Raw genomic sequence first — 13,113 nt, 5'->3', positions numbered from 1 at the left:
TTAATTATTACAAAGGGACATAAACCACAGGGCAAAATTGGCCGTATCCCGCATTTCCAGTTGATTGGAAAACAGCAAGGGATAGATTTGGGAAATCACCTTATCCTGAGGATGATGACGTAAAAACCACAGTGCGGCAATCTTTTCATCATCGCTGCCGTTTGCGAGCACTTCAAAAAGAAGCGGAATTGCCGGATCGCCTTTGGAAATACCCAAACCTCTTTTGGCGGCAAAGGCGATCAACCATGAAGTATCAGCCGGTTCTTTTTGTCGTTTGGGGATAAAGGGATTCGATTTTTGACGATTTTCCAATGCCTGGCCGGCGGCATTGCGGACAACCCATTGGCTGTCTTCAACAGCAATCTTTTCCAGCAAGTCAACCACCCAATCGCTTTGAATCAAAGATAAACCAAACACTGCTGAACGTCTGACGAGCAAGTCCTCCGATTCGACCAGTTCTTTGAGGCAGGCATGTCCTTTTTGGGTATCCAATGCCAGGGTTTCAGCTGCGGCTAAGCGCAACGTTTCATCTGCAAAATGGATACAATCTTTAATGGCTCTTTCAGCTTCCGGGTTTTCAAAACAGGCAAGAGCAAAGCAGGCCGAAATGCGAGTGTCGGGGTTTTCATCATTGAGCAGAGAAATGAGATTGGGAATAGTTTTACTGTCCTGTAATGCTCCACATCCCAAGGCAGCAATGGAACGCATAGCCGGTGAAGAGTGAGTTAGAAACTGCTTAAAAAGCAAAGTTAATGCCGGATCATTTGAGGAAGCACTACCAGCCAGGATACGTAAGCGCAAAGAATAGGGGAGCATCTCGTTTTGCAGATAGGGAATGCTTATTCTCAATACCAATGAACGCGCCGGGTGATTGGATGGTGTGTCCTTGATCCAGCGCAGACCGTTGATCAGATTGGTGTAGAAGGGGGATGCATCCTGTTTCAGATAACTTTCAAGCCAATTACCGGGATGAAATATTGCCATGTAGTGATAATATTCATCCTCGACTGAGGAATATACCGTGGAGGGCGGGGAGAAGTCAGCAGGTGAGGATTGAGTTGCCGCCAGATAACCCGTCCAGACTGGAGAAGAAAATCTCACTTGGTCTCCCTGATGTTCTGTAAGAATTCCAGAATCCAGCATAATGGATAAAATCCGGCCGCCGGAGGTCACAGGTTTTGCGCTCATCTCTTTTTGCAAAGAGGGTGGGGTGCTAATTTTTTCCTCTTGTATCAGTTTTTCCTCTTCATCTTGATTCAACCGAACGCTGGAAAGTGTCTTTTCCGCATCCGAAAAATCTAGAAATGCTGAGCGTTGGCGAAGCATGGCATTCGCCAGCAGACCCATTGCGGTAATTGGCACGCGATATTGAGTTTGCCTGATCAAACAGGCTGAAATCGCCTTATATTCTTCATTGCCGGTCAGGTCGCCTGCGTAGGTTCCCCAGACCTTTAGTGTCCATTGTAGTGGGGTGTAATAGAGCGGATCGTAACCAAGCCAGTTCGTGACCAGTAAATTATCCAAAATTTCCAGATTTTGCTGTTGAGAGGCGGAAACACCAATCAAATTGTTCCATAATACGCCCCAGCGGTTGATAAAATCGGTCAATTCCGCTTTTGTCCAACCGGCTATGACAAAAGGCTCAAATCCAATCCGGTTTAAACCATTCATATATTGGTTGCCAGCTGAAACAACGATACGGACGGATGGGTACTGGCTGGTTAACTCCTTCAGATAAGAATGAACAAGAGAAAATTGCTCTTTGTTCAATTCATCAAGTCCATCAAAAATGCAAATAGCCCTTCCTTCCTGAAAGGTGAGGCGGATAAACCCGGGAATTTGGGGTAATGAGGTCACGGGAGCGGTGGCGGAAATAGCTTTGATGATCGGATCCAAAAGATCATTTTTGGGTGTGCTTTGGAAATCCAGATCAAGAATGTGAAGATAGATTGGTAAAAAATCCCCCCATTTACCCGCTTTTTCATCCTGACGGGCAATTGTGGAAGTTAAGTACGCCAGGGCGGTAGATTTTCCCGCACCGGCATCACCCAGCAGTGCAAGATGACATTCACCTTGCAATGCTTCAAAGATGGTTAAGCGGGGGCTGCCAAAGCGAACCGCGAATTGAGGAAATTCCGGCAAAAAAGGCAGGATGCGAGAAGCATAGCGTTCAATACTGATTGGCGTTTGTGGGTCTACCTGGGGAGGGGGTGCAAGCACATGAGGTTCGACCAAAATTTCATCGAGGGAGAATAAAGAAGCGCTCAGGTGATTGCGTTGTGCTCTACGAAGGGCATCTTGCCTGAGCGCGCTTTCGACGCCGGACATTCTTTTTCTTCGATTGGCATCCACGACTTGCTGGATGGTCTGGCGGATGAACGGCATTCCTTTCCAGAGTCGATTTATCAGCAACCAGAAAAGGGTTCCGCCGATAAATCCAAGCCAGAAGGAAATGCGATCTAAAGCGAAATCATCCATCCCAAACATAATCGCCTAACCCGCATAGATAATTCTGCCACAAGATGGGCAGTAAAATACAGTAGAAGGGGATCGGGCAGATTGGCATTGAGCCGGCGTAAGTCCTGCCCCACACGCTGTGCAGGATGAATCCTCAACCCTTGCGACAGCAATCCCCTGTTTTATTTTACGAAGGTTTTCGTATTCCGCGAGCATAGCCGGCTGAATTTGAGAAACAATCGCCTGTCTTTCGATCATCAGTCTTTGCTGATCATTTTCCAGTCGAGTTTTTTCACCCATCAATCCAGAATGACTTTGAGCAACTTCGGCCTCAACCTGGAGAAGGGTTTGTTGGAGTTGATCGTATTCCTTTTTTGCCTCTTCCATCTGAATCATGACTTCAAGCTGTTGATCTTCTAAACCGGCTATACTCCGTTTTAGAGCGGCGACTTCGTTTTGTAAGTCTTGAAGTTCTTTGGGAACTTTGATCCTGCCGGAATACAAGTTGGCTTCGCTTTGTTCCAGTTTCAAGCGGCGGGTTTCGACATCATGTTCAATCTTTTTTAATTCGTGCTGGATGCGGTTGAGCTTTTCGGCGGCGTGGTTGTGCAGGTCTCTGGCATTTTTCAAGCGGGAGTCGTTCTCAATCTGTTGCAGGATTGAGGTAATCCTTTGCTGAATTTGGTCCAGTCGGGTATCTACCTTTTGCAGTTGGTACAGATGAAAAGATTGACTCATGGGTTTGTTCGGGAGAATATTTTTAGATCAAGATGTCTTTTTTGAATTGCGGTGACTTTTCTTCTCAAGTATACTTCAATTCGAATTCCCCTATGTCCCAAAAAACCTCTCGAGTTATTGTTCTCCTTGGCTTAATTCTAAGCCTGTTGCCATTTCTGGCAGGTTTGCTGTTTCAGGACGAGCATCACATTTACAGCGGTTTGTTGTTGAACCCAAGTGATGGGTACAGCTATCTGGCAAAAATGCAAATTGGTGTAAGAGGCGAATGGATTTTTCATTTGCCTTATACACCGCAAGAAGGACCAGGCGCATACCTTTTCTTGTTTTACATTCTGCTTGGACATATTGCCAGAATACTCAATCTGCAGCCAATTTTTGTTTTTCATCTCGCCCGTATGATTGCAGCGGCTGTTTTTATTTGTGGGTTAAACGCATTTTTACGCTCCATTCAAGTTAAATGGCTTGAAACCACCCACAATTATCTTTTTGCGGTGATTTTATTTGGTTCGGGATTGGGCTGGCTTGCGGGTTTGTTGGGTGTTTTTACAATGGATTTTTGGGTTGCCGAAGCCTATCCTTTCTTAACCCTGATCGCAAATCCGCACTTCCCGTTGGGTAGTGGGTTATTGCTCTTGTTTTTGAGTCGATACCAGCAAGAAGGGGGGCGGGTGCACTGGTATGATCCTTTTTTAGGTGCAGCATTGGGGATCATTTTACCTTTTGGAGTGGTGGTTGGGGTAACGGTGAGTGTGATCTATAATCTATTACTGCTGATCCAACGCCAAACCATACAATGGAAACTGCCTTTGGTTTATTTTTTGCCATCTGGAATCGTTCTGATCTATCAATATGCGGCGATACTATCCGATCCTTTACTGGCAGAATGGAATAATCAAAATCAGACGCCAACCCCCTCACTGCCTATGGTTCTCATCTCATTTGCCCCGCTGATTTTGCTGGCGTTGATTGAATTAATTTTCTGGGTTTTCAAAGACCGTGATTCGAATCTCAATTTAACGGTAGCCTGGTTCATCAGCGGAATTGGCCTCGCCTATTTTCCGTTTGCGCTTCAACGAAGGTTTTTATTGGGTTGGTTAATTCCGGTTGGGATTTTAGCGATTATTGGGTTGGGTAAAGTTGTTAATTATCAAATGCCCAAGTTTCGAAAATGGTTCTGGTTTATTTTGCCGGTCAGTGTTTTGACCAATCTTTTTTTGCTTCTGGGCGCCTGGCAAGCTTTTGTCCAAAATCAATCTCCTTTATATCTAACACAATCTGAACATATTGCTCTGAAATGGATGCAACAGGAAATTTGCGACAAAAGATCAGTCATATTGGCGCCTGAGAATATTGGATTGCTCATCCCTGCCCATACAAATTGCCGGGTGGTTTATGGGCATCCGTTTGAAACGATCCATGCGGAAGAAACATTAAGATGGCTTGACCTATTTTACAATAAGAGAATTGAGGATGATCTTCTGGATCAATTTTTTGAACAGTATCCAGTGGATTATATTGTCTGGACAAAAAGCCTGGATACTCCCCCTGCCGGTTGGAGTCAAAAGCTGTCACTTGTTTATGAAAATGAGCAAATCCTCATTTATCAAATGAGACGAAATTCATGATCCGCAAAAAATGGTGGTATCTGATTCTGGTTATTCCCCTTATGCCCTGGATAATGCGTTCCGCAAATTTTTTCTATCCAAGGTATTCTGAATTTTCCGATCTGACGATCACTCACCTGCCGAATGCCATTTATCTGGTGAATAGTATTAAGAATTTTGGGGTTCTTCCCCTGTGGTCAGATTTGATTTTCGGAGGCTACCCTTTTGCTGCCAATCCGCTGTCAGGATTGTGGTACCCGCCGGGGTGGCTGGCCTATATTTTCCCTCAACCATTGGGCTTCAATCTGGTTGTGATTATCCATTTATTTTGGGGAGCAATTGGATTCAAGCGATTTTTAGATTATCTGGGATTACAAAGCCAGGCCAGTTTACTTGGGGTGTTTGGTTTTTTGCTGATGCCCAAATTGTTTGCTCATTATGCGGCCGGTCACATTACGATGGTATATGCAGTTTGTTGGACGCCGTGGCTTTTGTTTAATCAAGCTGCTAATCAGCGGATTTCTCGTCCGGTTGTTTCGGCTGCCATATTGGGCTTAATTGCTTTGGCTGATGTACGCTGGCTGGCCTATGCACTCTTGTTATGGGGAGGATTCGTCATTTTTGAACAGAAACCATTATTCAAACCCATTCCTCTGTTGATCAAAATTAAGCATATCGCTGAAATTCCCATTGTTCTAGTGGGGGCAATTTTGCTGGCGGCTGTCATATTGTTGCCGCTGGCTGAATATACACGTCTTTCCACGCGCATTTTTATGGACTTAAAAGATTTGGTAGTATATTCTCTGCCAGTTGAAGAATTATTAGGGTTATGGATACCCGATTTTGGCGGCTTCGCGGAATGGACTTTATACCCCGGCGCAATTATTATCTGTCTTGGTATTTACTGCCTTTCTTTGCCCAATCTGCGTCAGAAAAACATATTCTGGTGGATGGTGGTGATTTTCAGCTTGCTGCTGGCAGTCGGAGATGCGTTGCCGTTTTTCTCGGTACTATCCCGTTTACCGGCAATGGATTTATTGCGTGTGCCCACCCGTTTTTACTTTATAGGGGGAATGGCTTTTCCAATTTTGGCCGCCTGCGGGTTAAATGACCTGTTGCAAAGAGAACAATTATTCCGACCTGACCCGGTATTTTTCATGACCCCTTTTGTTGCTTTTACAGGTTTCTTTGGGCTGGGTTTCCTTGTGCTTGGTGAAAGGTTACCTGCAAACTTGATTTGGGGTTTCGTTATTTTTCTGGTTGTTATTTTCTTAATTGCAGTATTGGAACGAAACCGAAGGTATGTGGAAATTGGCGGTTGGATGTTCGTTCTTCTGCTGGTGCTGGATTTGACCTTGGTTAATTTTCAAAGCATACAGGTGATAACCTCCGATGAAGTTTTTGGAGAAAACCGCCAAACTGTCGAATATCTTAAGTCTCAGACTGGTGATTTTCGGGTTTACTCACCCTCATGCAACATTCCTCAACACATTGCGGCTTTGAATGGAATCAAGATGGTAAATGGGGTTGATCCATTAATTCTCAGAACCTACCAAGAGTTTTTTATAAAAGCAAGTGGAGTGCCCCTCGAATCCTACAGTGTTACCTTGCCCCCTTTTCCTACCAATGATCCGGAAACGGATAATCAAAAATTCACCCCGGATTTGGAACTGATGAGTTTATTGGGTGTTAGATTTATAGTGTCTGAGTTTGATATCGCTCCGTTCCAACCGTATCAAGTTGCCCAATTTTCAGAAAGCCGTGTTTATGAAAACCCCTACTTCTCCGGAATGGCATGGGTTGAACGCGAAAATAGAAAATATCCGGTGGAATTTAAGCAAATACAACCCAACAAAATTGAATTCAAGGCAAATGGGCCGGGTAAATTGTTTCTCTCTCACATAGACTATCCGGGATGGATGGTCTTCATAGATGATCAACCTTCAACATTTGGAAAAATTTATAATTTGTTTCCAGTGCTGGATTTGCCTGATGGATTCCATGAAATTCGATTGGAGTTCAGGCCTGTGCCGGTTTATCTCGGCGCATCGATAAGCGCCATAGCCTGGCTGAGTGTTATCTTGTTTTTGCTTCTTAAGCGATTCAATGACAAGAATTGAAAAAAAAGTTCTTATTCTATTTTGGATATTTACGGCAGCCATCACTTCATTGCCATACCTTTTAGGATGGGTATTGGCCGGTGATAATTCTAGTTATACCGGCCTGCTGTTGGCTGCTGAAGACGGCAATTCTTATCTTGCAAAAATGTTATCGGGTGCAAATGGCGCATGGCTCTTTAGAACACCATACACCGCCTTTCCACAAAAGGGTTTTTTGGCGTTTTTCCCATATATATTGCTAGGGAAAATTTCAACTCCCTTCGGTAATTATTTCGCTCGAATTTTTCTTTATCATCTTTTTCGCCTGGCTGGAATTGGTTTTACGACCTTTGCACTGTATCGTTTTATATCTCTATTTATTGAGGATTTTCGTTGTCGTATTCTGACGCTTGGGCTGGTTACCTTTGGTGGGGGATTAGGATTTCTTTATACATTGGGTTTTAGGAATTTGTGGATTGATATGCCTTTGGAATTTTATTCACCAGAAACCTTCGGATTTTTGGCTTATCTGGCAATTCCTCATCTAGTATGGGCAAGAGGTTTCCTGTTTTTGGGATTGACGAAATTCCTGCAAGAAGATGCCAATCACGTAATTAAGCAGGGAATTGAAATCGGACTTTACTGGAATTTGCTTGCCTTAATGCAACCACTGACAGTACCTCTTGGATGGCTAATATTAACTGCCTTTACTTTTGGTGAGATTGTTTTTGGAAAAATCAATCGCATATCCTCCCGTTTTAATCGTTCAAAATTGGTCAAATTGGGGATAGTAATTTTGATTTCCTCACCTTTCGTTGTATATACCTTTATTGCGTTTCAAGTCGATCCATTCTTGAAGATTTGGCGCGCCCAAAATATTATTCTTTCTCCGCCATTGACCGATTATCTGCTTGCTTATGGGCTGGTAATTCCAATCATTTTGGCAGGTTTTTTTCGTAAGCCAATTAAAGCAATGTTCGAATCACGTTTGCTGTTGATCTGGCTGGTGTTATTACCATTCTTGATTTATTTCCCCTATCTTTTACAGCGTCGCCTGGCAGAGGGCGGCTATGTGGCTATGAGTATTCTGGCAATCAGCGGAATGTTTAAACCGGGGGAAAGAATTAGAAAAACGGCATTTTTGTGGTATTCGCTAAATTTTCTAACCACCTTTTTGTTTCTGACAGGCGCCATCATCACAATTTCTGGAAAGCCTTTTCCGCTCTTTCTCAGTCAGAATGAAACCCGGCTGCTTGATTTTGTTCAACAAAAAATACCCACTCAGTCCGTCGTTTTGGCGGATTGGGAGTTGTCAACCTTATTACCGGCTCATGCTCCTGTTCGGGTGATCATTGGACATGGGCCAGAGAGTATCCGCGGAAGAGAGATCAATGAGAGAATGAAAATACTTTTTTCACAAGAGAATCCAAACGATTTTAAGCAATTTTTACAGGACGAAAATGTGGATTTTTGGATCATGAATAAATCAGAGGTGCCTTGCTTTTTCAAATCAAATTTAGAATTAGAATTCTTAATTAGGCGATATGAAAATTCGAAGTATATATTGTTTGAGTTTCAACAAACATTAAATTCAGGTGCAAATGAAATCAATCGGTAAAAACCAAAATGGTATCCTGTGGTTTGTTTTTCTTGCTCCTTTTTCCTTATTCCTGATTCCAATGATAAAGGGGAATGTAATTTTTTGGGGAACGGCCGGGCTTCAATTTATCCCCTGGCGAGCCTATGGATTTGCGTTGTTGGAACAGGGTATCTTCCCTTTCTGGAATCCACTGAATGGGATGGGGTCACCCCTGTTTGCCAATTATCAAACCGCAATTTTATACCCTTTGTCCTGGATTCTTTATCCCTTTTACCGGTTGGGCGGAGTACCTGCTCTGGCGTGGGGATTCACGCTGCTTGTGCCAGTCCACCTTGGGTTGGCCGGTGTTGGAACGGCTTTGCTGCTCAGAGAATTAGGGATTAATGGACGGGGACAGCTGGTTGCCGGTCTGGCATTTAGCTTATGCGGATATTTTGTGGCGCGGGCTTCTTTCTTCAGCATGATCTGGGCTGGGGCCTGGCTGCCATGGTTGATCTGGGCAGTTGAACGAGTGATCCGATCAGATCATCGCTCCCAAAGATGGATGATGACAATCGGGCTGGCCTTGATTGCAGCAAATCAACTATTCGCTGGCCATGCTCAATTAAGCTGGTACTCGTTGGTTTTTGCTGTTTTGTGGACGATTTTTCGCGTAGCCAATAAGGGAGACCAACGAACAAAAATTACTCAGATGTGTTTTCTGGCAGCTGGAATTTTACTTGCGGTTTTAATTGCAAGTATTCAACTCTTTCCAACTTTTGAGTATTTACTGCAATCACAGCGCTCCAGTGCAGTAGATTATGAGTATGCTGTGAATTATTCCTTATGGCCATGGCGATTGCTGGGTTTTTTCTTGCCGGATTTGTTTGGTAATCCAGGTACTGGAAATTACTGGGGGTATGGGGCTTACTGGGAGGATGCACTCTATATCGGTTTTATCCCAATCCTGCTGGCACTGAGTACGATTGGCGTTCCTTTTCGACAATCATCTGCCCCTGATTGGGATATAACCAAGCAGAGGGTGGTTAGATTTTTATGGGCAATCGTTGTCATTGCAACTGTTTTTTCCTTGGGGAAAAACACTCCTGTATTTCCGTGGCTTTATCGCAATATTCCTACTTTTGATATGTTTCAAGCACCAACACGATGGATGTACCTGGCTGTTTTTTCTCTGACATTACTTGCCGGCTTTGGGGCGCATTCCTGGGAAAGACCAACGGGGAAGGTAAAAATTCGGTTTAAGCTACTGACAGTAGCAGCTCTGGCAACAGGGATAGGGGCGTTAGCAGGTAGCTTGTTGCTGCCTCAAATTGAAAAAACCTTCGTTCACTCTTTTATGCTATTGGCAGGGTTGCTATTTTCCACCTCAACACTTGGATTGTTGGCTCCAGCAGGAGAGATATCTAAGTCTGGAAAACAAACTGTATGGAATTTTCTGGCTGCTGGATTAATCCTTTTGGATTTATGGGTAGCTGGCATTTCACTCAATCCGTTTATCAACATGCGATTCTTTGATGCTTCACCTTCTGCTTTTACCGATGGTAACCCAAGATCTCGGGTTTATATTCCGCTGTCGGTAGAAAAGAGTTTGAAATTTGAAAAATATCTATCTTTTCGTGATTTCAACGCAAATTCAAATTGGGACGAGATGAAATTGCTCCCTCTGCCAAATATGAATTTATTATCCAATGTTGCTATGGTCAATAATTTCGATCCCCTGGTCCCTAAGTACTTTGAGCAATGGATGGAAATATTGGATGATTTAACATCACCTATTGCGGAATTACAACTTCGTAAAATGGGGGTAGGGGTTATCATCGAGTTGGATGATCAGGATAGCCTCAATTGGCGGGTTCAAGAAATCGAACCTGATCCGAGAATTGGGTGGAAAAATTGTCAGAGAATTATGGCAGAAAGTGAAGAAACTCTTAATTTAATGCTTCTACAAGCGCTGCAAGTTACAACCAACGGAGAGTGTATAATAGTCGAGGCAGAAGAAAGTTGTGACATTCCATCAAAACCTTCTGGATCACATGCGCAGGTTGAGCTTCTGCGAGATGAGGTTAACTTGCTTGAAGTGATGGTAAGTACCGATTCAACCGGCTGGGTTCGTATAGCGGATAGCTGGTATCCGGGCTGGACAGCAACAATTGATGGAGAGCCTGCGGCCGTTGAACGGGTGGATTACCTCTTCAAAGGAGTTTGTGTTCCAGCGGGTAATCATAAAGTTATTCTTCGCTATCAACCCACCGGTTTTCCTGTCATTTTGGGGATTAGTTTAGCAACATTATTGTTTTGCATCACTATGTCATTGGTCGTATTAACTTCCCAAAAAATGCGATCAAAAATAGGAGCCTCGAATGAATCACTCGATTGAAAAAGTTCAATCCTTTTCCAAAAAGGTTATGGAAAACCTTGAAAAGGTAATTGTTGGCAAAACTCACACCCTTGAACTGGTTATTATCAGTTTATTGTGTCAGGGGCATCTCTTGATTGATGATGTGCCGGGAGTGGGGAAAACCATTCTGGCGCGTAGTTTAGCAAAGTCGTTAGGGGTAAAGTTCAGTCGTATTCAATTCACTCCGGACATGCTGCCAAGCGATGTAACCGGTGTGTCTATTTTCAATCAGGTAACCCGCCAGTTTGAATTTCGACCGGGGCCAATTATGGCACAAATTGTGCTGGCGGATGAGATTAATCGTGCAACACCCAAAACGCAATCAGCATTGCTAGAGGCAATGGAAGAGCGTCAAGTAACTGTAGATGGGGTAACTTATCCCCTGCCAGTCCCATTCTTAGTGTTGGCAACCCAAAATCCGATTGAGTACGAAGGAACCTTCCCGTTACCCGAAGCGCAGCTGGATCGCTTCCTGATGCGGATCAAGATTGGATATCCTTCGCTGTTCGATGAAATGAAAATTTTGGAACTCCAACAAATCCGTCATCCAATTGAGGAATTGGAAGCAGTTGTTGAAATTGACGAATTATTGGAAGTACAAAAGATCATTCGAACGGTTTATGTCTCGCGTCCATTGCGACAATATATTGTGGAATTAACCCGCGCCACTCGGGAAAATCCGGATGTTTATTTGGGATCAAGCCCACGGGGAAGCCTTGGTTTATTCCGTGCCGGGCAGGCGCGGGCGGCAATTCATGGCAGGGATTATGTCCTGCCCGATGATATCAAATTATTGGCTGAAAACATACTTTCTCATCGGATGGTTATACAACCTTCAGCAAGGTTGAGAAATCTAAGTGCCGATCAAATTGTTCATGAATTGGTGACCTTAGTACCGGTTCCTGGCGGGGATCTTGCCTTTCAGCCCTCAACTGCATGAAAATTCGTCCACCATTTTTTGTCTTTTTAGCGCTGCTTGCTGGCTCCTTTGCCGGCGCTTACCTGACGCAGCAACCAACGGTGTTTGTTTATTATCGGATTATTTACCTGCTGTTGGCGCTGTTGACCATCGCCTTTTTATGGGCGGTTCTGGCACTGCGCGGGTTAACCGCAACGCGTAGTGCGCGAGTTTTGAGGTTGCCTGTCGGACAGATTTTTGAAGAAAGATTTGAAGTTCGTAATGAATCGTGGTATGGGCGTTTATGGATTGAAGTAAAGGATCTTTCGCCATTACCCGAAAAACAAGGATCAAGGGTAATTTCAGGAATTGGCCCACATCAGCTTCGGTCTTATTTTTCAAGAACCTTGCTGATTCAAAGAGGTGCGTTTCGATTAGGTCCGACCGTTTTGATTTCAGGTGATCCTTTTGGTTTTTTTGCAGTGAATAAGGTTATTCCTTCTGAAAAAACACTACTGGTCTTTCCTTACATGGTAAACCTGCAGAAATTCCCCGAACCGGGCGGCGAATTACCGGGGGGCAGGGCCTTGCGGCGGAAAAGTCTTGAAGTGACCCCTTATGCAGCCGGGGTGCGGGAATATGCTCCCGGCGACCCGTTAAATCGCATTCACTGGAAGACTACCGCTCGTAAGGATCGGTTGATGGTCAAAGAGTTTGAGCAAGATCCCCAAGCGGATGTTTGGCTTTTGTTGGATGCGCAGGCCGGCACCCATTCCGCTCTGGCAGACATAAGACGTGTTGATCGAGCAAATCATTACTGGATTATCCCCCAAAAATTGGTTATTCCTTTACCACCCAATTCTTTCGAATATGGAGTATCCTGTGCGGCATCTGTTGCGGATTATTACTTGAAAAGGGGGCGTTCGGTTGGGTTCGCTTGCGCCGCTCAGACGCTGAGTGTTTTACCAGCCGAAAAGGGGGTGCGTCAAATGGGTAAATTGTTGGAAACGCTGGCTTTTCTTCAACCAGAGGGAAATTTATCGCTTGTAGGTTTAATTGAAGGTCAAGCCAATCAGATTCCCAAAGGAAGCACGGTTGTGTTGATCACCGCCTTGTGCTCCGAGTTGCTTGAACTGGCTATTGAAATGCTTTTGCGAAAAGATTTGAGACCAGTGGTAATTGGGTTGGACGCGGTTAGCTTCGGGGCGCGCCCTAAAGATTGTGGGGTTTTTGAAAGGCTCAGGGCGTATGGAATCCCAGTTCGTATCATCCGAAACGGGGATGATCTCCAAAATAGTTTGGAAAATGACCAGGTCTAA

9 protein-coding genes are annotated in these 13,113 nt (G+C 44.3%); 6 read left to right on the top strand and 3 right to left on the bottom strand.

All coding sequences use genetic code 11. The features are described from left to right. From ACWIZX_RS02100 to ACWIZX_RS02090, 3 genes are all read right to left on the bottom strand, one after another. Positions 1 to 2,478 (bottom strand): HEAT repeat domain-containing protein, encoded by a 2,478-nt coding sequence (locus ACWIZX_RS02100; protein WP_448334675.1) that lies wholly within the window; start codon positions 2,476 to 2,478, stop codon positions 1 to 3. A gap of 15 nt (positions 2,479 to 2,493) precedes the next feature. Then, the gene (locus ACWIZX_RS02095; RefSeq protein ID WP_448334674.1) at positions 2,494 to 3,195 is read right to left on the bottom strand and encodes a zinc ribbon domain-containing protein; all 702 of its coding nucleotides are present in this window, start codon (positions 3,193 to 3,195) and stop codon (positions 2,494 to 2,496) included. Between the two features lie 114 nt (positions 3,196 to 3,309). Then, complete coding sequence (locus ACWIZX_RS02090) at positions 3,310 to 3,507, bottom strand: hypothetical protein (RefSeq protein WP_448334673.1); 198 nt, start codon at positions 3,505 to 3,507, stop codon at positions 3,310 to 3,312. 416 nt (positions 3,508 to 3,923) lie between these two features. On the opposite strand from ACWIZX_RS02090, the gene ACWIZX_RS02085 reads away from it, so the two are divergent. The 6 genes from ACWIZX_RS02085 to ACWIZX_RS02060 all read left to right on the top strand — a co-directional run bounded on the left by ACWIZX_RS02085 (position 3,924) and on the right by ACWIZX_RS02060 (position 13,113). Next, complete coding sequence (locus ACWIZX_RS02085) at positions 3,924 to 4,820, top strand: hypothetical protein (protein ID WP_448334672.1); 897 nt, start codon at positions 3,924 to 3,926, stop codon at positions 4,818 to 4,820. Positions 4,821 to 5,347: 527 nt separating this feature from the next. Beyond that, the gene (locus ACWIZX_RS02080; RefSeq protein WP_448334671.1) at positions 5,348 to 6,919 is read left to right on the top strand and encodes a hypothetical protein; all 1,572 of its coding nucleotides are present in this window, start codon (positions 5,348 to 5,350) and stop codon (positions 6,917 to 6,919) included. Then, positions 6,906 to 8,516, top strand: coding sequence for a hypothetical protein (locus ACWIZX_RS02075; RefSeq protein ID WP_448334670.1), 1,611 nt, complete (start codon positions 6,906 to 6,908; stop codon positions 8,514 to 8,516). Before ACWIZX_RS02080 ends, ACWIZX_RS02075 begins: the two co-directional genes overlap by 14 nt. Further along, on the top strand, positions 8,500 to 10,875 hold the full coding sequence (locus ACWIZX_RS02070; RefSeq protein WP_448334669.1) for a YfhO family protein: 2,376 nt from the start codon (positions 8,500 to 8,502) through the stop codon (positions 10,873 to 10,875). Before ACWIZX_RS02075 ends, ACWIZX_RS02070 begins: the two co-directional genes overlap by 17 nt. Beyond that, positions 10,871 to 11,836, top strand: coding sequence for an AAA family ATPase (locus ACWIZX_RS02065; protein WP_448334743.1), 966 nt, complete (start codon positions 10,871 to 10,873; stop codon positions 11,834 to 11,836). The genes ACWIZX_RS02070 and ACWIZX_RS02065 overlap by 5 nt, the downstream gene beginning before the upstream one ends. Continuing rightward, positions 11,833 to 13,113: a DUF58 domain-containing protein gene (locus tag ACWIZX_RS02060; RefSeq protein ID WP_448334668.1), complete on the top strand. Its 1,281-nt coding sequence runs from the start codon at positions 11,833 to 11,835 to the stop codon at positions 13,111 to 13,113. The genes ACWIZX_RS02065 and ACWIZX_RS02060 overlap by 4 nt, the downstream gene beginning before the upstream one ends.

Source organism: Bellilinea sp. (genome assembly GCF_053501535.1).
Note: the sequence above shows the minus strand (reverse complement) of the source record. Positions and strands in the feature narration are given on the sequence as shown.

Bases quoted from the DNA above. Each gene is read 5' to 3' on its own strand.
- ACWIZX_RS02100 (WP_448334675.1), bottom strand. From the start codon at position 2,478: ATGGATGATTTCGCTTTAGATCGCATTTCCTTCTGGCTTGGATTTATC.
- ACWIZX_RS02095 (WP_448334674.1), bottom strand. From the start codon at position 3,195: ATGAGTCAATCTTTTCATCTGTACCAACTGCAAAAGGTAGATACCCGA.
- ACWIZX_RS02090 (WP_448334673.1), bottom strand. From the start codon at position 3,507: ATGCGCCTGGTCCTTCTTGCGGTGTATAAGGCAAATGAAAAATCCATT.
- ACWIZX_RS02075 (WP_448334670.1), top strand. From the start codon at position 6,906: ATGACAAGAATTGAAAAAAAAGTTCTTATTCTATTTTGGATATTTACG.
- ACWIZX_RS02070 (WP_448334669.1), top strand. From the start codon at position 8,500: ATGAAATCAATCGGTAAAAACCAAAATGGTATCCTGTGGTTTGTTTTT.
- ACWIZX_RS02060 (WP_448334668.1), top strand. From the start codon at position 11,833: ATGAAAATTCGTCCACCATTTTTTGTCTTTTTAGCGCTGCTTGCTGGC.